Genomic DNA, 19,747 nt, shown 5'->3' on the forward strand with positions numbered 1-19,747 from the left:
AATACTAAAAAATGGAATTTTTAAACAAAACAAGCTAAACCAAGTAGTGTAAAACAAGGAATGTTAAGCATGAAAATATATAGCCATGAAAACCTAAGTCTGTATAGACCGTTGCCCTATTTTTCTTATGGCAAGATGTTTGAGCCGCTGGAGATACCAGAGCGTATGGTGGAATTGTTAAAAGAACCAGCAGCATTGGGTTTAGAGGTTACCGCTGTCACCGATATCGGTATCGCGCCCATATTAGCCGTTCATGATAATGAATCTTGCAACTACGTCACATAAGCAATCAATTATGAGTCAGCTATAAAGCCCAAATGCCGCTCAATCTGTTCGGCCAATTCAATCAATACCGCACTGACCTCAGCCCGTTTGGACTCATACTCTCCTTGCAGAAAACTCACTGCCATGCCAGCGACCGCCGTGCCGGATGCATTACGAATATACGTGCCCAAGCAGTACATCCCATCACGCAACTGCCCATTATCGAGCGACACTCGACTTTCCTGAATCACCGCAAGCTCAGTGGATAAATCCGCAAAGTTTTTGACGCCATGTTGGGTCATGGGTGTGGGGAACTTTTCTTTATACAGTGACTTTATGCTATCCATCGACAATGTGGATAGCATGGCTTTGCCTGTCGCCGAAAATACCGCAGGCACGCGCACGCCTGCACGAAAGGTAAAACCAAGCGGGGCAGGTGATTCATGGCAGGCCAAAAACACCACTTCTCCCAAATCCAGTTTTGACAACGTCACCGTGTGTTGCAGTAGCACCGGATACTGCACGATCAAATCCTTAAACAATCGTACAACGCCTTGCTGCTGCTCGTACTTTCCCGCCCAATACATTAGATATGAGCCCAAATAAAAGCGGCTTTCAGGATCTTTATAAATGACGTGCTTGGACAGTAGGCTCTGCAAAATATTATGCGTAGAGCTGCGAGGAAGCCCCAATTCTTTGGCAATATGAGCGGCTGTCAGCGGCTGGGCGCTATCGGTAATCAAGTCCAAAATCTGAAAGGTTTTGTCTAAGGCAGGTACGGCAGTCGAGCTCATAAGTAACCTATAAAAGTAAAATAAAATGAAAAAGCACAAGATAATTATCAAAATAATGCGATTAAGGGTTGCAAATCACGACATATCGTTCTTATAATGATGTCTCGTATATAGAATACGTGTTCAGTATATTGAACAAAAAAACAATTATCAATCATTATCTCATGACTACTATTATATCCACTCTTATAAACATACCTATATGACAAGGAAGGAGCGTTAACATGTCAAATACGCTACAGTTATCCAATCCAGACCTACTCAAACAATCTTGTTTTATCAAAGACGGCTGGTATGCTGCCAGTGACGAGGCGGTACTTGAAGTCAATAACCCATTCAACGACGAGCTTATCGGTACCGTGCCTAGCCTCACGACCGATGATGTCAATGACGCCGTTGCCTATGCTCATGAAGCGCAAGTTGCTTGGGCGGCAAAAACGGCTAAAGAGCGTGCAGAGCTGTTGCAAAAGTGGGCGGATCTCATTGATGCCAATAAAGAAGATCTTGCGATCATCATGACCGCTGAGCAAGGCAAGCCGCTTACTGAGTCACGCGGCGAAATCGGTTATGCCAATAGCTTTATTCGCTGGTTCGCCGAAGAAGGCAAGCGCGTTTACGGTGATGTCATTCCTGCCAATAGTACGCAATTACGTCACGTCGTGCTCAAGCAGCCCGTCGGTGTTTGTGCCGCCATCACCCCTTGGAACTTTCCAGCGGCGATGATCACGCGCAAAGTCGCTCCAGCGATGGCAGCAGGCTGTACAATTATCGTCAAACCAGCCACCGAAACGCCATTCTCAGCATTAGCATTGGGCGCTTTGGCAGAGCAAGCGGGTATTCCTGCAGGCGTGCTCCAGATTGTAACGGGCAAATCATCAACCATTGGTGAAATCCTAACAGGCGATGCACGTATTCATAAGCTGTCGTTCACAGGCTCTACAGAAGTCGGTCGTACGCTAATGGCACAATGCGCGCCGACTATTAAAAAGCTATCACTCGAGCTGGGTGGCAACGCGCCATTTATCGTTTTTGATGATGCTGATCTTGAGAAAGCGGCGGCAGGCCTTATCGCTTCCAAATATCGCAATGCGGGTCAGACCTGTGTGTGCGCCAACCGTGTCTACGTGCAAGACAGCATCAAAGATAAGTTCCTAGACGTCTTTGTCAAAAAAGTCGCTGAACTAAAAGTAGGTAACGGCTTAGAAGAAGGCGTCGATATTGGACCGCTTATCAACAAAAAAGCGTTAGATAAAGTTCAAGCCCTGCTAAAAGACGCCTTAGATAAGGGTGCCAAATTGGTCACGGGCGGTAGTGTCAATGACGCCTCAGAGCTGACGTATAACCCAACCGTTATTACCGATATCAGCAGTGATATGGATATCGCCTCTGAAGAAATCTTTGGACCAATTGCGACCATATTTACCTTCAAAGACGAAGCAGAAGTGATTCGTGCTGCCAACGATACCATTTATGGCTTGGCCGCTTACTTCTATAGTAGTGACTATGCACGCTCATGGCGCGTCACTGAAGGGTTAGAGTACGGCATGATCGGCCATAACACGGGTTTGATTTCTACAGAAGTTGCCCCATTTGGCGGCGTAAAACAGTCTGGTTTTGGTCGTGAAGGTTCAAAATATGGTATCGAAGACTATATTACGACTAAATACTGGTGTTCTGACATCAGCTAATAAATAACTCGGCTAGCATTTAGCAGAACATTCGTTTAACAAAAAACTTAACGAAACATTTTAGATGTCGAATGGTGTTTTATCTTAAACAAACATCCCTCGATATCTAAAAGGTATCAACTGAACCGCCAATCACTAGATGGCATTTATGTTACGAACACAGAAAAGGACATTCCCATGACTACCAATCAGTCATTACTTGAGCGCCGCAAAGCTGTTTTACCAACAGGACTTGGGGTTGCCTTTCCTATCTTTGCAGAAAAAGCAAAGAACTCAGAGATTTGGGACATTGAAGGCAAGCGTTATATCGACTTTGTCGGTGGTATCTCAGTATTGAACACCGGTCATAGCCATCCAAAAATCACCCAGCGTGTGCATGAGCAGCTCGACAAATTTACGCACACTGCGGCGCAAATGATCAACTATGAGTGCTATGTGGATTTGGCAGAAAAGCTGTGTGAAAAAGCACCGATCAGCGGTGATAAAAAAGCGTTCTTTTTGACTACTGGCGCAGAAGCGGTCGAAAACTGCATCAAGATTGCACGTGCTAAAACGGGGCGTCCAGGTGTGATCTCTTTTGTTGGTGGCTGGCATGGTCGCACCATGATGTGCATGAGCCTGACTGGTAAAGTACTGCCATACAAAAAGAACTTCGGCCCAATGCCAGGACCTGTGTTCCATGCATTGTTCCCTGCAGAAGAGTTGAATGTGACCGAAGAACAAGCGCTACATAGCCTTGATATGATCTTCCAAGCAGACATCGATCCGAGTGAAGTGGCAGCGATGATTGTTGAGCCAGTCCAAGGCGAGGGCGGTTTCCATCAGGTAACGCCATCATTTGCCAAAGCACTACGCGAGATCTGTGATGAGCATGGCATCGTGCTTATTTTTGACGAAGTACAGTGTGGTTTTGCTCGTACAGGTACGTTGTTCGCCACTGAACAGTTAGGCGTCGAGCCTGATTTGATGACTGCCGCGAAAAGCTTGGCGGGTGGTTATCCTATCTCTGCGGTCATCGGCCGTGCTGATATCATGGATGCGCCGCAAGTCGGCGGCTTAGGTGGCACTTACTCTGGTAACCCGCTCGCCTGTGTGGCTGCGCTTGCTGTCATGGAAGTGATCGAAGAAGAAAACTTACTGGAGCGTAGTATCGAGATTGGCGATACCATCGCGTCGTTCTTAAAAGGCTTGAACCTAAGCAGCATCGGTCATATCCGTCATAAAGGCGCGATGCTAGCGTTTGAATTGATTGATAGCGAAGGCAAACCTGATGCAGCAGCAGCAGCCAACCTAAAAGCAAAAGCATTTGAGCAAGGCTTGCTACTAGCGTCTTGTGGTATGTATGGCAATGCTATTCGTGTGATGGTGCCATTAACAGTTGAAGACGAGGTGCTACAAGAAGGTCTTGATATCATTAAAGATATCCTTGCAGCTTAATAGTTATCGAGTGTCATAAAATTTAGCGATGGATCGCTTCTAATCAAACATTGATTTTGATTGAAAAGTTATAGTGAAGATAACGGCAAGGTTGCCCTTATGACACTCACATGGAGTGTGATTTTAAACGGCGCCTTGCAAGTCAAGGCGCCGTTTTTGCTATGTGAATATCAAACAACGAGCAATCGGCTTTCTTTGGCGGAAACGATATACAGTAAATATGATGGGTATTACTCCATTAAATAGAAATAGTGTAACCATAAAAGGTTCACACGGATGACACACAGACAAGGAGTAGGTTATGTCTGAATTAAAGAAAACGTTAGGTGTGTTCGATATCATTGCGCTGGCATTCGGTGCGATGGTTGGTTGGGGCTGGGTCGTGCTGGCGGGTGGTTGGATTATCTCGGCAGGCATCTGGGGCGCAATCAGTGCATTCTTAATTGGCGGTCTTGTGGTGGTTTTGATTGGCGTGACCTATGCTGAATTGGCGGCATCTATGCCTATCACAGGAGGCGAGCACACGTATACACACCGTGCACTGGGGGTAAATATATCCTTTATCTGCTCATGGAGTATTTTATTTGGTTATTTTTCCGTCGTTGCTTTTGAGGCGGTGGCACTGCCAACCGTTGTCGAATATGTCATTCCCAATTATAGTCAAGGCTATCTTTGGAATGTCGCAGGCTGGGATGTTTATGCCACGTGGGTAGCTGTCGGTATGCTTGGCTCCATCATTGTCACCTGGCTCAATATACGCGGTATGGAAGTCAGTGCGTGGTTCCAAAAGTTGGCCGTCGTCGGTATTTTCTGCGTCGGTATCTTACTATTCGTTGGTGCGTTATTATTCAATCCTGAAACCTCCAACTCAGTACAAGCACCAAACTTTATCGGTGGTATGGGCGGTATCATGACGGTGATGGTGATGGTACCGTTTTTATTCGTGGGCTTCGATGTGATTCCACAAGCCGCAGAAGAAATCAACCTAACGCGTCCAAATATCGGCAAATTTTTGATTGTCTCTATTATCATTGCCGTGCTTTGGTACGTGGCTGTCGCTTGGAGTGTGGGCAAAACCCTGCCGCTATTGCAAGCACAAGATTCAACATTGGCGACTGCTGATGCGATGACCAACGCTTGGAATGGTAAATGGGCAGGTACGCTGCTGGTTATCGGCGGTGTACTGGGTATTTTATCAAGCTGGAACGCGTTTCTTATTGGTGGCAGTCGCTTATTGTACGCCATGGGTAAAACGCACATGTTGCCACAGTTCTTGTGCAAGCTACACCCTAAATACAACACCCCGGTCAATGCGATCTTGTTGATCGGTGGCCTTGCAACACTAGCGCCATTATTTGGTCGCAAAATGCTCGTGTGGATTGTTGATGCGGGCGGCTTTGGTATCGTTATCGCTTATACTTGTGTTGCATTGTCATTTTTAGTGCTACGCTACCGTGAGCCTAATATGATACGTCCATTTAGAGTACCAGCAGGTAAATTGGTTGGTGTCATCACAATCGTACTCAGCCTTGGTATGTTGGCGCTTTATCTGCCAGGTATGCCGTCGGCATTGGTTCCTATCGAGTGGTGGATTTTCCTTGGCTGGACGGTTCTTGGCGGCGCAATGTATGGCTATGCGTCAATGAAAAACCCTGGTAAGAGTAAAGAGATTATGGATCATGAGCTGCATGAGCTCAAAATCATTAATCAACAATGGTTAAAAGAAAATCCATATAAATAATAGTCTCATTTTAGACAGTTAACTACCTTAAAAAGCCTAACGTCAAACGTTAGGCTTTTTTAGTGCATACAATCAAGTGCTTATACGATTAAGACTTATCACGGATAAGCTTATAGTTTAAGAACTCAGTGATACCAAGCGTACCAAGCTCGCGACCAAATCCTGAACGTTTAACGCCGCCAAATGGGGTATTGGCTTCGGTACCAGACGGCGCGTTGATAGTGACCATGCCCACTTCTAATTTATCAGCAATATCAGCAGCTAGGGCAGCATCTTGCGTTTGGATAGAAGCACCAAGACCAAAAGGCACATCATTAGCAATCTTGATAGCGTGATCGACATCACGAGCCTTGTAGACGACAGCGACAGGACCAAACAACTCTTCACGGTAGACATCCATTGATTCAGTGACATCTGTTAGTACCGCAGGTTTGAACCATGCACCAGGCTTATCTTTGACCAGTCCACCTTCTACTAGGACCGTCGCGCCTGCTTCAACGGCACTATCTAACTGCGCTTGCAGATTGACCGCGGCAGCCTTTGAAGACATTGGGCCGATAAAGGTTTTTTCATCAAGAGGATTGGCCAATGTCATACCACGTACAGCATCAGTAAAGCCCTCAACGAACTTGTCATAGACAGACTCAAGCACGATTAGGCGTTTGGCGGCGTTACAGGCTTGGCCGGCATTACCAAAACGACCAGAGATCGCGCCTTTTATCGCTTGTTTGATATCGGCATCTGCTGCAACGATAAAGGCATCGGAGCCGCCAAGCTCCAACACGACTTTTTTGAGTGCGCCGCCTGCTTCTTTGGCAACGGCTTGTCCAGCGCGCTCAGAGCCAGTGAGTGAGATACCTTGTACACGCTTGTCATGAATAATAGTCGCTGCCTGCTCGTTGGTGGCAAAGATATTGTTATAAACACCTTCAGGTACGCCGACCTCTTTGAACATATCAGCGATAACTTCTGCAGTCTTAGGGCATTGAGGCGCGTGCTTTAAGATAATAGTATTACCTGCCATAAAGTTTGGCGCGACAAAACGTGCCACTTGATAATGCGGATAATTCCACGGCATGATACCGAGTAGAACGCCAACAGGACGTTTTTCTACCGAAGCTGATCCTGAGTCAACGTCAATGGTATTCGGCGCGAGTAGCTGCTCAGCATTGTCTGCATAGTAACGATAGATCTCAGCGACCAGACCGATTTCACCCTTGGCTTGTGCAACGGGTTTACCCATCTCACCCGTCACGATACGAGCCAGCTCGTCTTGACGTTCCAGATAGCTATCGGCAATTTTATGCAGTAGTGCACTGCGCTCGCTTAGTGAAACCTGACGCCAGTCTTGATAGGCGTTGTCAGCCTGCTCGATGACTTGCTGGATGTCTTGTTCAGTGGCGGTAGGGTAAGTGGCTTCTAGTTCGCCAGTGGCTGGATTGTTGATTTGATAATCGCTCATACTTTTTCCTTATTTTTAGCGTGTTTTTGGGTTTAAAATCCATTTTTGTGTTTATGCTTATATTTTCAGTTACTGCTATGCTTTCATTTGCTAATAAGTGCGATTTATTATGGTTCATTGTAATACAATGAATATTACCGCCGCCATAGACAATCTCTTTTATGCGTACTCCCACTACTTGATGCTGCGGAGAGATTTTTTCAAAGTGCACATACACCAATGACTTATTAGGCTCGTGTTCTGTAACTTTAAACTGAATACTCATCTTAATACAGATTGAAAATGCCACTTCCATTGCTGGAAATGGCATTTTTTTGCTTAATACATCTCATCATGACTGAGATTGGCTCCTGCACAGATAGAGGTAGGCAGTCAGCTTATGACTTTTGATCAGCGTCAGGTGCTTCTGATTTGATATCTACTTTTGTTGTTTCTTCTACTTTTATTTCATCTTCTATTTCTGGCGATTCCGCTTTACTTGCTTTTTCTTTGATCAATTTGACTTTTGGGCGTTTGGGGATGGGTTCGACATGTTTGACCGCCGCACCAAAGGCAGGTTTATAGGTCTTTTTAAGGCTTCTTTTGGTTCTTCGTACGGCGAGCGCATCGGCCTCAGCCTGTTCTTCTGCCAGCGCAGTATCGTACAATCCTTGGTATACCGCGATTGTCTTTTCGATCATCTCACGCATGGTGAATTTGTTGGTCATCTCAGGTCGCGTCACACTTTCTAATTGATTGCGCACCGCTTTACATAACGAGTTGGCATTGTGTTCTTTTACCAAACCTTGCGGATAGAGCGGTTGTAAGATTTCGCTAAAGGCGGCTTTATCCCAGCCAATGACAGGTGTGCCCAAATGAATCGCTTGCAGGGCATTAATGCCGATCGATTCTGGTTCATTGGCAAGTGCCATAACGATATTGGCCGCTGAGAGCCATTCACGCATGTCATTACGCTTGCTACCCACATAAGTAATGCGCTCAGCCAACCCCAGACTGTGAGTACGTTGACGAAAGTCTTCATGAGCGACATCACCATCTTTATCATCATCGTCCATAATGATGACATGAATATTGGGAAATTGCTCTTGTAGATTGCCCAAGATATCAATCAGCCATTCTTGACCATACTCATTGCCAATGACCGTTGGAAATACGAGCCACTTCTTATGCTCAAGCTCAGGATATTCCGCAAAGGTATGACGCAACCAATAGACCGATGGATTGTGCCGATAAGGATAGCGCCGAGTATCAATGCCGCGGTAGATACGCGTGATGACTTTGGGATCGGCTTCCTCGCGGCGCAGTCTTCTTGTTAGATATTGGGTGACGCTATCAGAGACCGTTATAATTGTATCGACATTGAGCAATGCTTGAGAGTATTTATTGATAGGATAAAACCCATACATGGTCGAGACCAGCTTTGGGAAACGCTTGACCCGCGCTCGGCGCAATGCTAAATGCAATATCCATGCAGGGGTGCGCGAATGTACATGAATGACATCAGGCTCATACTTCTCAATCAAATGCCGTAGTGCTGAAACTTGCAGCAATGACAGCCACGATTTTTTGTTCATGTGGACTTGATGATAGTGATTGCCATCACGCTTGAGCCGTCTGACCAAGTCATTGCTCTCATCAGCGCTAGAAACAATGATCGAGGTATGCCCGTTTTTGACCAGTGCGCGCCCAAGATGAAAAATACCGCGCTCGGATTCATCATGCTTCAAAGACGACAGTAGGCGCATCACTTTCATAATAACATAGGTCACAGGTTAGGAGGATCAAGCTGCTATTGTCAGTTAAAAGCGCATAAAACTCAACCATCAAGATAAAAAGATGGCGTCAGATATGTGGCTTTCCAGCAGATATGAGCATAATTTTCTTGGCTCAAAACTACTCAAATGTATTTAGCGGCGTTTTTGTAGATGCTCAGCGTTGGGCAATACTTGTTTTTCGCTTAAGTATTTCCAATATCGCTGCGGTAGATATTGCCTGTGTAGCTTGGGATTTTTGCGCTCCTTGATATTGACGTTGGTAAAGTAGCCTTGCCAAAACTTTTGATAACGCTGCTCATCAGGGCTATGAATGCTGGCAGGATTGCGTAGTACCGCATCATCAAGGTCGGTGATGGTTTGTAGCGGCGCGGGACGAGTAGGCGTGCTATTACTTTTATCATAATAAATGCCGTAGCCGCGTGTCAGATCATAAATCGCCCAGTGCTGATCTTGATAACGCTGACGAAAATGCTCCCCAATCAGTGGCAATACATTAAAATCAGGCTCGACCCGTGCAAAATAAATATCATCGGTCGTGTGCTCAAAACGTACAAAGGCCTCCATGCGATGTTTTTCACGGCCGACGGATTTGACCGTCTGTACCAGCTCTAACACATCCAAGTGACCAAGATCTTGCATGATATTTCGGCTAGGGTAGTCAATGGCATACTTAACCACACGGAATAAAGTCGTGCCGATATCGTCCTTTTCTGATAAAAACCCCCACAAGATATTGCGCATACCTGAGCGACCAAGCAAGCTATTTAGTTTAACCAATACGCGCTCTGCGTTGTCTGCATCCGTTGCGACGCTAATCGCTTGCGCAATCAAGGAGGGTATATAACAGTCTTGAGCGGTGAGTTTGAGTGAGGCGTCTTCTTGCAATCGATTGGCATAGACATAAAACACCGCGCTGAGCCAGCCCTCAAAGCTTGGCTCATACAGCACAATGCTGGGCGTTAACTGACCGATAGTATAATTGTCGTTTTGCACAAGTGCTGACATGGTTTATCCTGAAACGATGTGAAATGTATTTTGGCTCGCCATAAAATGTATGTAAGTATTGTCAAATGCTACTGGGGGATATTTTTCTTGCGTGCTGTTCGCATCGCGTGACAGAGGCTGCAAAAAAGAGTCCTGTCCCCTGCTTTTTATCGTTGGGGCTGATGCTAAAATTGCCCCATACTGCGTTACAAATCTCGCTAAGGCATCTGCATTATCGTCGCTTTGTGCCTTGTCTGGAACAGTTTTAGCGATCAGCAGTGCCTATTTGCGAATGTTCAACACGCCCTAGATTGATTTATATTTATGACAATGCCAAATTTAAAACAACGCTAGCTGTCCGCTACGTTGATCTTTAAACTTGGTCTGCGTTTGCGCCAGTACATACTGACGGAAGTTATCGCGTGTCAAATGGGCAAGGTGCTCGTTTTTGCCAGTGGTTGCGATAAAATACTTGGCACGGTTGACCGCGGCTCCCATCTTTTTTAGATGATAGAGCGTCAACTGGTTAAATTTGCGCGCTTTGACGATTTTTTTGGCCGTCTTGGTACCGATGCCAGGGATACGCACGATCATCTCATAAGTCGCTGTCTGAATATTGACGGGGAAATGCTCGCGATGGCGTATCGCCCACGCCAGTTTTGGGTCACAGTCTAAGTCCAAAAATGGCGATTCTGGCTCGACAATTTCATGCGCACCAAACCCATAAAAACGCATTAACCAATCTGCTTGATATAGACGGTTCTCGCGCACCATCGGCACAGGGGTCCCAATCGCTGGCAAGCGATTATCAGAGAGCATCGGTACATAACCTGAGTAATAGACACGCTTGAGATCGTAGGTTTTGTAAAAGTGACTCGATAGCTGAATCACTTGCAGATCCGTCTCGTTACTTGCACCGACGATCATTTGACTGGTCTGACCCGCGGGCGTAAATTTAGGCGCTTTTTTGTGGGTTTTGCGACTCTCACGGATAGTTATAATCTCTTCTTTAACCGTTTCCATCGGTGCTTTTAGCTCATCATGTGACTTCTCAGGCGCAAGCAATGCGAGCCCTGACTTAGTCGGAATTTCGATGTTGACGCTCAGACGGTCTGCATATAGTCCTGCCTCTAGCAATAGCTCTTTTGAAGCGCCAGGAATAGTTTTTAGATGAATATAACCGTTAAAACGCTCGCGAGTACGCAGGAGCTTGGCAACTTCGACCAGTCGCTCCATCGTATAGTCGCCACTTTTGAATATACCAGAGCTGAGAAATAGCCCCTCAATATAGTTGCGGCGATAAAACTGCATGGTCAAATCAACCACTTCTTCAACCGTAAAAGCAGCGCGCGGCGTGTCGTTGCTTTTACGTGAAGTACAATACGCGCAATCATAGATGCAATGGTTGGTCAAAAGAATTTTTAGCAGACTGACACAGCGACCATCTTCGGTATAGCTGTGACAGATACCGGTTGCTGAGGCATCGCCTAGAGCGCCGCCTTGGTTTTTGCGAGTACCAGCGGAGGAGGAGCAAGAGACATCATACTTGGCAGCGTCAGCCAAGATATTGAGCTTGCCCTGTAATCTTTCATAATTGATGTTTGCCATAAGTCGGTTGTTACCAATTAATTAACGAGTAACCATTTTACCAAAATATGTATTAAGTCATTGTATTTATAAGAAAATTTAAAAAATAACACGACAGATAGTGTCGTATCCATCAAGAGGTTGTGAGCGAGCATACATGCTACTCGATATGACATACATTAAAAAAGGCCTTGAATATTCAAGACCCTTTGCAACATGATACTGTTAAAGATACGTATTTTGTAGTGAGTGCATTATTTATTGAACCTTGGCACGTATCACGACGGTTTGATTACCATTGGCATTAAGATTTGCTAAGTTCCATTTCAGGCCAGAGTAGTTTTCTTGCACAACAACGGTATTGCCAACTTGCTGAATGGTTTTATAAGTGTCGCCGCCAGTGGTGGCAAACGTTGGTAATGGGCTATTTAACGATACCAGCTGGACGCCGCTTGGCAATGAAACCATAGCATTGATGTCATTAACTGGCTGTGCCGTGGTGTTGGTGTATGTGGTGTGATACTCAATGATATCACCAGGGGCGATATGGTTGGCAGGCACCGCAACTTCACGTCCAGCACTATTCTTCATGATTTTCATGACCTTGGTGTTTGCATTGACGACACCCGGCGTGCTAAAAGTCGGGGTCAATTGCAAGGTATCTAACGTGGTCGTCGTGATTTGATTGCTCACAGATGGATGGATAGATGGCTGGTTAGTGATGACGGTTGTCGCTGGGGCATTCATCACAGGTAATGGAGTAGCGGTAGTGACAGGCAGGGCTTGTGTCACAGTGCTAACTGGCGCCGTGACGACGTCTACCTTGGTGACGCTATTGGTCACTCGATTGGTTACAGGTACGCTTGTGACAGTCGTGCTGCCTTGAACCACAGGAGATTGGCGAACGACATAGCGCGGCACAGTCGTCACTTTTGTCACGGCATAAGGCATGCCATCTTGCATGGTGATACCGTTAGGTGTCGCAGTAATAGTGGCTGTTTTGCCATCAGAGTATTGTTCAACTACCGTCGTGCTACCACCAGCAGATGAGCTAATCGCAATCTCAGGATCGGCATGGGCTGAGGATGCAAGCACCATACCTGCGAGCATTGCAGATACCGTGGTGGTTAGTGCTGATGGTGTATAAGATTTCATGGTCATAATAGACTCCTTAACAGTATCAATAAAAAAAAGCAGCAATAAGTAAAACAGCAATAATTAACGTCTAAACAAGCAAAACCCCCGCTAAATGACACCAAAAAGTATGCCAAATAACGAGGGTATCAGTACTGACGATAGTCGGTGTCTATAATCAGACCATCATTATTTTGAGTAAAAGTGCTTCAGTATAAATTTACATCGATATTACGGGGTAACATCACCTAATATAAAAATTACGATGCACTAAAAACTCAAATAATTATGCGCCAAAACAAATCGTGTATAAAAGCTGCATTGTGTAACCGAAACGGTATAAATGCTATCAATACGTAATGTTGCTTGTATTCATGTTATTGGGTGGCGAATAGCCAGCCGTATCTGTCACTGTCAAACATGTTTGCTATTTAAGAGCCCTAGTATTTAAAGAGCTATTATTCAAAGCGCCTTTCATCCAGCCTTTAAAGCATCACGCCTACGGATGACCAGAAATAGTGAGTCTTATTAGTCGTAGATAACTTTCATCACTTCGTATTCCACCACGCCCTTTGGCGTTTCGATACGCACTTCATCGCCTTCAAACTTACCGATGAGGCCACGCGCGATTGGTGAGTTAACTGAGATTTTGCCAGCCTTGAAATCGGCTTCATCATCGCCGACGATTTTGTACTGTTTTTCTTCTTCAGTGTCCATGTTTTCGATTATGACGCTGACGCCAAATACGACACGACCTTCTTTTGGCAATGTTGAAGGATCGATGACTTGTGCGCCGCCAAGCTTGGCTTCGATATCACGGATACGTGCTTCGCAAAAGCCTTGTTGCTCACGGGCAGCGTGGTACTCAGCGTTTTCTTTTAAATCGCCGTGCTCGCGGGCTTCAGCAATCGATGCGGTGATGCGTGGACGGTCGACACTTTTTAACTGTTTTAATTCAGCTTCTAAAGCTGCATGTCCTTGCGGAGTCATGGGATAACGTTGCATGTTTTTTCCTTAAACCAATAACACCACACCATCTCATAAGGAGATGGTGTCAATGTTGTTGCAATGAGTATGAAATATAAAAAGAGCGGGGTTCAGATGGTGTCGTCAGTAAATAGGCTGTTGTGTGTTAGCACCTCTACTTTTAGCACCAAGCGCACTGAACCTTACGTAATAAAAAGCATAGTCGCAATTTAGCCACTATGCTTTTGTAGGTTTGTCTCTTTCAAGATATTGTTTTTTTAACGTATGATTATCACAAAATAATCAATAACAAGTCTTGGCTAAGCTTTTATATAAGCTTAGCGGTTATGCTTAATCTACTGAAATTATTCAGCCGCGTCAATAGACTTTGCTTGCTCATGCAAATCTTGTAACTTATAGACATCAAACGGTAAGTCAATGGCATAAGATTTACAAACCGCATCGGCTGCACCTAACGTGGTGACATAGAAGACTTTGCCCTGTAGGGCACTGCGGCGGATAGAGAACGAGTCCTCTTGTGCCTGCTTGCCTTCAGTCGTATTGATAATCAGGTCAATTTTGCCGTTTTTCAAGGCATCAACGATATGTGGACGACCTTCAGTGACCTTGTTGATTTGCTGACTTTCGATACCAGCGTCGCTCAGTACTTTTTGCGTGCCAGTCGTTGAGACGATTTTGAAGCCAAAGTCTACAAGCTGACGGGCGATTGGGGCGATTTGTCCTTTGTCGCTATCACGAACTGAGATAAAGACCGTCTTGGTCTCGCCTTCAGTCGGTAGGCCAGGCAGACGCTCATTACTACCGATGATGGCTTTGTAGAATGCTTCGCCAAAGGTTTTGCCCACGCCCATGACTTCGCCTGTTGATTTCATCTCAGGACTCAAGATTGGATCAACACCTGGGAACTTAGCAAATGGGAACACCGCTTCTTTGACCGCATAAAATGCTGGGACAATCTCAGTCGTAAAGCCTTGGTCCTTGAGCGAGGTGCCAGCCATACAGCGAGCAGCAACCTGCGCTAGCGAAGTACCGATACACTTAGAGACAAACGGTACGGTACGTGCAGCACGTGGGTTCACCTCCAAAATGTATACCGTTTCGCCTTTGACCGCAAACTGAACGTTCATCAGACCGACAACGCCAAGCTCTTTTGCCATGGCGACCGTTTGCGCGCGCATTACATCACATAATTCTTTAGATAGCGAGTAAGGCGGTAGCGAACATGCTGAATCACCTGAGTGGACACCTGCCTGTTCGATATGTTGCATGATACCGCCGATGACCACGTCATTACCATCACATACGCAGTCGACATCGACTTCGATAGCGTCATCTAAGAAGCGATCAAGCAGGACAGGCGCTTCGTTTGAGGCTTGTACTGCGGTGCGCAGGTAATGTTTTAGCTCATCTTCGTTATAGACGATTTCCATCGCGCGGCCACCTAACACATAAGATGGACGTACCACCAATGGATAGCCTACGTCTTTTGCTTTAACCAAGCCATCTTCTAAGCTGGTTGCTAAAGCGTTCGATGGTTGTACAAGGTTTAGCTGCTGAATCATGTGTTGGAAGCGCTCACGGTCTTCAGCGCGGTCGATCGCATCAGGACTCGTACCGATGATTTTTACGCCCGCTGATTCTAGCGCACGCGCAAGTTTCAATGGCGTTTGGCCACCGAACTGCACAATCACACCGTCTGGGTTTTCGATACGGACGATTTCTAGCACGTCTTCTAATGTGATTGGCTCAAAGTACAGACGGTCGGAGGTGTCATAATCGGTTGAAACCGTTTCTGGGTTACAGTTGACCATAATGGTCTCATAGCCGTCTTCACGCATGGCAAGCGCTGCATGTACACAGCAATAATCAAACTCGATACCTTGACCGATACGGTTAGGGCCGCCACCGATGACCATAATTTTTTTCTTGTCAGTTGGATTGGCTTCACATTCGCTATCGTAGGTTGAGTACATATAAGCGGTGCTGGTCGCAAACTCTGCAGCACAGGTATCGACACGCTTATACACGGGATAGACGCCTAAATCCCAACGCTTTTTGCGTAGCTGCTTTTGTGAGATACCAAGCAATTTAGCCAAACGCAAATCTGACAAGCCTTTACGTTTAAAGCGACGTAGGTTGTTTTCGTTTAAGCCACCAAAGCCGAGTGATTTTACCGTCGCTTCAGTCTTAACGATGTCTTCGATTTGTACCAAGAACCACGGGTCAATCTTGGTGTAATTAAATACGTCATCAACGCTCATACCGACACGGAAGGCATCAGCAACGTAATAGATACGCTCAGGCGTTGGAATGGTTAAGCGGTTGATAATCTCACTACGAGCCTTCTCAGCACTGACTTTGGATAAATCAATTTGCTCATCGAAACCATCCGCGCCAGTTTCCATACCGCGTAATGCCTTTTGCATCGACTCTTGGAAGTTACGACCGATCGCCATCACTTCGCCAACCGATTTCATCTGAGTCGATAGGATGTTGTCCGCTTGTGGGAATTTTTCAAAGTTAAAACGAGGTATCTTGGTGACAACGTAATCAAGCGCAGGCTCAAAGCTGGCTGGCGTTTTGCCGCCTGTGATGTCATTTTGCAATTCATCTAACGTATAACCGATTGCCAGTTTTGCCGCGATTTTGGCAATCGGGAAGCCAGTCGCTTTTGAGGCGAGGGCAGACGAGCGTGATACACGTGGGTTCATCTCGATGACGACCATACGTCCCGTATCAGGGTTGATACCGAACTGGACGTTTGAGCCGCCTGTTTCGACACCGATCTCACGCAATACTGCTAATGACGCATTACGCATGATTTGGTATTCTTTATCGGTCAAGGTCTGCGCGGGTGCGACAGTGATTGAGTCGCCTGTATGTACGCCCATTGGGTCAAAGTTTTCGATGGCACAGATAATGATGCAGTTGTCGTTTTTGTCACGAACCACTTCCATCTCGTACTCTTTCCAACCGATGAGTGACTCATCGATGAGTAGCTGATGATTTGGTGATAAATCAAAGCCGCGCTCACAAATCTCGATGAACTCATCGCGGTTATAAGCGATACCGCCGCCCGAACCACCCATGGTGAATGAGGGACGAATGATACAGGGGTAGCCCATCTTTTCTTGCGTGGCAAAAGCTTCTTCCATCGTTTCAGCCGTTTCAGCGCGCGGACACTCAAGGCCGATACGTTTCATCGCCTTGTCGAATAAGTCGCGATCTTCTGCCATCTCAATTGAGTCTTTGGTGGCGCCAATTAGCTCGCAGTCGTACTTAGTCAGTACGCCATGCTTATCTAGATCTAGCGCACAGTTGAGCGCGGTCTGTCCGCCCATGGTTGGCAAGATTGCATCAGGACGCTCTTTGGCAATGATTTGCTCAACCGTCTGCCACGTGATCGGCTCGATATAGGTCGCATCTGCCATGACAGGGTCGGTCATGATGGTCGCAGGGTTTGAGTTGACCAAGATGACACGGTAGCCTTCCTCGCGTAGTGCTTTACACGCCTGTGCGCCTGAGTAGTCAAACTCACACGCTTGGCCGATAACGATGGGGCCTGCGCCAATGATAAGAATGCTTTTTATGTCGGTACGTTTTGGCATAGTTAGAGCTACCTTCGTTTGATGATATTTTAAGTAATCTTTATTTTTGATAACGCTTATGGCGTTTTATACTTACAATGCGTTGTTACAGTACTGCTCAAACCGCTTTTAGCGATTCAAGCATTGACTTATTATCAAGTTATAATGAATCGTTAAGCTTGAGCAGTTTTAGCCGCTTCCATCATCTCAGCAAACTTATCAAATAGCGGACCACAATCATGCGGGCCAGGGCTGGCCTCTGGGTGACCTTGGAAGCTAAATACTGGCTTGTTGGTCAGCTCGATGCCTTGGTTAGTACCATCGAATAATGAGCGATGCGTTGACTTAACGTTTTCTGGTAGCGTGTCTTCATCAACCGCAAAGCCATGGTTTTGACTGGTGATCATCACTGTGCCAGTCGCTAGATCTTGTACTGGATGGTTGGCACCATGGTGGCCCGTTTTCATTTTGATGGTATTGGCGCCGCTGGCAAGACCAATTAGCTGATGACCTAAGCAGATGCCAAACGTTGGTACGTCTGTTTCTTCAATAATGTGACGTACGGCGTCGATAGCGTAGTCACAGGCGGCAGGATCGCCAGGGCCATTTGATAAGAAGATACCGTCTGGGTTCATCGCGAGCACATCAGCAATAGGCGTTTGTGCTGGGGCAACCGTCACATGGCAGCCGCGGTCGACGAGCATACGTAGGATATTGGTTTTGCTACCGAAGTCATAAGCGACGACGTTGAATTTGGCATCGATATGAGTGCCGAGCTGCTTAAAGAAGCCGCCAGTACCACTGTCATGGCTACCCGCCACGTCACGGTTGAGTAGGGTGTCTGATAGATCCCATGTGCCTGCTGTCCATTCAAAGCTTTCTGTCGTGCAGCATTCTTTTGCCAGATCCATGCCCTTTAGACCTGCAAAGCCTTGTGCCAGCTCAATCGCTTTTTGCTCATCTTCAACGCTGATCGTCTCACCGTTTGAGGCAGTCATGATACAACCGTTTTGTGCGCCTTTATCACGTAATAGGCGGGTCAACTGGCGTGTATCAATTTCAGCGATAGCGACGGTATTGTTACGCTGTAGATAGTCGCTAAGCGACTCAGAGTTGCGGAAGTTAGAAGTGGCCATAGTGGCGTCACGGATGATCAGACCGTCTGCCCATACTTTGTGACCGTTACCAGACTCGGTATCCTCGGCATTGGTGCCTGTATTACCGATATGCGGATATGTCAAGGTCACCAGCTGTCGCGCATAACTTGGATCGGTTAGAATTTCTTGATACCCTGTCATGGCGGTATTAAATACGACCTCACCAACACGATGACCTAGGCTGCCGATACTGACACCGCGAAAAATTGTACCGTCTGCTAGTGCCAAAATTGCTTGTGTTTCTACCGATGAATTCAAGGATTGCCTCCGCTGTTATTGGTGAGTGCCATCATGTTTTGTTGGTCTAAAATTGCTCCGTATCCTTTTATTTACGGCATTTGACTGTTGTCATATAGAAGTAATAAAAGGACGACACACAAAAATTTTCCACAAAAAAGCGAGAAGACATTATTGATGAAAACTACAAAACCCACTAGATAGTGAATAGGTAACTTGCATCATGTCCGCTCGCTTAGGCACAGATTTTGCGTATTATATACAAAATAGTAACTTATGGCTAGTATCAAGGGAAAACTGAGTGATTAAAACTGGTAGTGGATAGACAGCCCGTAATAGTCAGGCGCAAGATTGGTTGTGAGGAGAAGCTGATCGTTATAGCTTTTGGTCAAATACATACTACTGGCAACCCCTAGTGCTGCACCAGCAAATACATCAGCCACATCATGTTTTTCCGCTTTAACACGGCTATAACCCACAAAAGTTGCGCCAACATAAGCTGGAATACTATATTCTAATCCATAGCGTTTATGAATGAAGCTTGCGCCCTGAAATGCCAAAGAAGTATGTCCTGATGGGAAGGAGTCATTGTCGCTATGGTCAGGGCGCTCTTTATTAATGGTTGACTTCACAGCATAGGTCACGGCAAGATTGGTAGCAAATGATTGATAAAATTGCTGACGTCCCTCTTTATCATTCATATAATGCGTGCTGCCATAAGCAATGGCAGGTATGGCAACCGCAACAATGTCACCGGCTCTCTCCAAACTTGAGGTATCTTCAGCATAACTGGGCGCGGTGATGATCACACTACTTGCCAACAAGATAATAGGTACGTGTGTTTCGCGAAGCATGGATGCGTCCTTAGTAGGGTAGCGGTACTTGTTAGGGCAGGCGCTACGATAGCAAAATG

The 19,747-nt window shown here is 46.1% G+C and carries 15 protein-coding genes; 4 read left to right on the forward strand and 11 right to left on the reverse strand.

Annotation, left to right across the window (positions count from 1 at the left end; genetic code table 11):
• Nucleotides 1–69: 69 nt before the first annotated feature.
• Nucleotides 70–285: a hypothetical protein gene (locus BLR43_RS01875; protein ID WP_071001858.1), complete on the forward strand. Its 216-nt coding sequence runs from the start codon at nucleotides 70–72 to the stop codon at nucleotides 283–285.
• Between the two features lie 8 nt (nucleotides 286–293).
• On the opposite strand, the gene BLR43_RS01880 is transcribed toward BLR43_RS01875, so the two are convergent.
• A complete protein-coding gene (locus BLR43_RS01880; RefSeq protein WP_071001857.1) occupies nucleotides 294–1,058 on the reverse strand; it encodes an IclR family transcriptional regulator in 765 nt (254 codons plus the stop codon).
• 224 nt (nucleotides 1,059–1,282) lie between these two features.
• Between BLR43_RS01880 and BLR43_RS01885 the strand changes: the two genes are divergently transcribed.
• The 3 genes from BLR43_RS01885 to BLR43_RS01895 all read left to right on the forward strand — a co-directional run bounded on the left by BLR43_RS01885 (nucleotide 1,283) and on the right by BLR43_RS01895 (nucleotide 5,924).
• Nucleotides 1,283–2,746, forward strand: coding sequence for an NAD-dependent succinate-semialdehyde dehydrogenase (locus tag BLR43_RS01885; RefSeq protein WP_071001856.1), 1,464 nt, complete (start codon nucleotides 1,283–1,285; stop codon nucleotides 2,744–2,746).
• A gap of 177 nt (nucleotides 2,747–2,923) precedes the next feature.
• Nucleotides 2,924–4,183 carry a 4-aminobutyrate--2-oxoglutarate transaminase gene (gene gabT, locus BLR43_RS01890; RefSeq protein WP_071001855.1) on the forward strand — a complete coding sequence of 420 codons (1,260 nt, stop codon included), beginning with the start codon at nucleotides 2,924–2,926 and terminating at the stop codon, nucleotides 4,181–4,183.
• Nucleotides 4,184–4,484: 301 nt separating this feature from the next.
• Complete coding sequence (locus BLR43_RS01895; RefSeq protein ID WP_093068191.1) at nucleotides 4,485–5,924, forward strand: APC family permease; 1,440 nt, start codon at nucleotides 4,485–4,487, stop codon at nucleotides 5,922–5,924.
• Between the two features lie 88 nt (nucleotides 5,925–6,012).
• On the opposite strand, the gene BLR43_RS01900 is transcribed toward BLR43_RS01895, so the two are convergent.
• The 10 genes from BLR43_RS01900 to BLR43_RS01940 form a co-directional block, all read right to left on the reverse strand.
• On the reverse strand, nucleotides 6,013–7,386 hold the full coding sequence (locus tag BLR43_RS01900) for an NAD-dependent succinate-semialdehyde dehydrogenase (protein WP_093068195.1): 1,374 nt from the start codon (nucleotides 7,384–7,386) through the stop codon (nucleotides 6,013–6,015).
• The gene (locus BLR43_RS13765; RefSeq protein ID WP_227674257.1) at nucleotides 7,319–7,696 is read right to left on the reverse strand and encodes an agmatine deiminase family protein; all 378 of its coding nucleotides are present in this window, start codon (nucleotides 7,694–7,696) and stop codon (nucleotides 7,319–7,321) included. Before BLR43_RS13765 ends, BLR43_RS01900 begins: the two co-directional genes overlap by 68 nt.
• A 67-nt stretch (nucleotides 7,697–7,763) precedes the next feature.
• On the reverse strand, nucleotides 7,764–9,140 hold the full coding sequence (locus tag BLR43_RS01905) for a glycosyltransferase (RefSeq protein WP_093068198.1): 1,377 nt from the start codon (nucleotides 9,138–9,140) through the stop codon (nucleotides 7,764–7,766).
• A gap of 153 nt (nucleotides 9,141–9,293) precedes the next feature.
• The gene (locus BLR43_RS01910) at nucleotides 9,294–10,166 is read right to left on the reverse strand and encodes a TIGR03915 family putative DNA repair protein (RefSeq protein WP_071001852.1); all 873 of its coding nucleotides are present in this window, start codon (nucleotides 10,164–10,166) and stop codon (nucleotides 9,294–9,296) included.
• 318 nt (nucleotides 10,167–10,484) lie between these two features.
• Entirely contained in the window at nucleotides 10,485–11,753 is a 1,269-nt protein-coding gene (locus BLR43_RS01915) for a putative DNA modification/repair radical SAM protein (protein ID WP_071001851.1), read from the reverse strand.
• Nucleotides 11,754–11,990: 237 nt separating this feature from the next.
• A complete protein-coding gene (locus BLR43_RS01920) occupies nucleotides 11,991–12,893 on the reverse strand; it encodes a hypothetical protein (protein WP_071001850.1) in 903 nt (300 codons plus the stop codon).
• Nucleotides 12,894–13,394: 501 nt separating this feature from the next.
• Nucleotides 13,395–13,871, reverse strand: coding sequence for a transcription elongation factor GreA (greA, locus tag BLR43_RS01925; protein ID WP_058025194.1), 477 nt, complete (start codon nucleotides 13,869–13,871; stop codon nucleotides 13,395–13,397).
• A gap of 326 nt (nucleotides 13,872–14,197) precedes the next feature.
• Nucleotides 14,198–17,461, reverse strand: coding sequence for a carbamoyl-phosphate synthase large subunit (gene carB, locus BLR43_RS01930; RefSeq protein WP_093068203.1), 3,264 nt, complete (start codon nucleotides 17,459–17,461; stop codon nucleotides 14,198–14,200).
• Between the two features lie 152 nt (nucleotides 17,462–17,613).
• The gene (gene carA, locus BLR43_RS01935; protein WP_093068207.1) at nucleotides 17,614–18,855 is read right to left on the reverse strand and encodes a glutamine-hydrolyzing carbamoyl-phosphate synthase small subunit; all 1,242 of its coding nucleotides are present in this window, start codon (nucleotides 18,853–18,855) and stop codon (nucleotides 17,614–17,616) included.
• A 284-nt stretch (nucleotides 18,856–19,139) separates the two neighbouring features.
• Nucleotides 19,140–19,688, reverse strand: coding sequence for a phosphatase PAP2 family protein (locus BLR43_RS01940; RefSeq protein WP_093068211.1), 549 nt, complete (start codon nucleotides 19,686–19,688; stop codon nucleotides 19,140–19,142).
• Nucleotides 19,689–19,747 lie beyond the last annotated feature (59 nt).

Source organism: Psychrobacter pacificensis (assembly GCF_900101915.1).
GTDB lineage: Bacteria > Pseudomonadota > Gammaproteobacteria > Pseudomonadales > Moraxellaceae > Psychrobacter > Psychrobacter pacificensis.

Coding starts and splice junctions, on each gene's coding strand:
- greA (WP_058025194.1), bottom strand. CDS start 13,871: ATGCAACGTTATCCCATGACTCCGCAAGGACATGCAGCTTTAGAAGCT.
- BLR43_RS01910 (WP_071001852.1), bottom strand. CDS start 10,166: ATGTCAGCACTTGTGCAAAACGACAATTATACTATCGGTCAGTTAACG.
- BLR43_RS01875 (WP_071001858.1), top strand. CDS start 70: ATGAAAATATATAGCCATGAAAACCTAAGTCTGTATAGACCGTTGCCC.
- BLR43_RS01915 (WP_071001851.1), bottom strand. CDS start 11,753: ATGGCAAACATCAATTATGAAAGATTACAGGGCAAGCTCAATATCTTG.
- BLR43_RS01880 (WP_071001857.1), bottom strand. CDS start 1,058: ATGAGCTCGACTGCCGTACCTGCCTTAGACAAAACCTTTCAGATTTTG.
- carB (WP_093068203.1), bottom strand. CDS start 17,461: ATGCCAAAACGTACCGACATAAAAAGCATTCTTATCATTGGCGCAGGC.
- gabT (WP_071001855.1), top strand. CDS start 2,924: ATGACTACCAATCAGTCATTACTTGAGCGCCGCAAAGCTGTTTTACCA.
- BLR43_RS01940 (WP_093068211.1), bottom strand. CDS start 19,688: ATGCTTCGCGAAACACACGTACCTATTATCTTGTTGGCAAGTAGTGTG.
- BLR43_RS01895 (WP_093068191.1), top strand. CDS start 4,485: ATGTCTGAATTAAAGAAAACGTTAGGTGTGTTCGATATCATTGCGCTG.
- BLR43_RS01885 (WP_071001856.1), top strand. CDS start 1,283: ATGTCAAATACGCTACAGTTATCCAATCCAGACCTACTCAAACAATCT.
- BLR43_RS01900 (WP_093068195.1), bottom strand. CDS start 7,386: ATGAGCGATTATCAAATCAACAATCCAGCCACTGGCGAACTAGAAGCC.
- BLR43_RS01905 (WP_093068198.1), bottom strand. CDS start 9,140: ATGAAAGTGATGCGCCTACTGTCGTCTTTGAAGCATGATGAATCCGAG.
- BLR43_RS13765 (WP_227674257.1), bottom strand. CDS start 7,696: ATGCCATTTCCAGCAATGGAAGTGGCATTTTCAATCTGTATTAAGATG.
- BLR43_RS01920 (WP_071001850.1), bottom strand. CDS start 12,893: ATGACCATGAAATCTTATACACCATCAGCACTAACCACCACGGTATCT.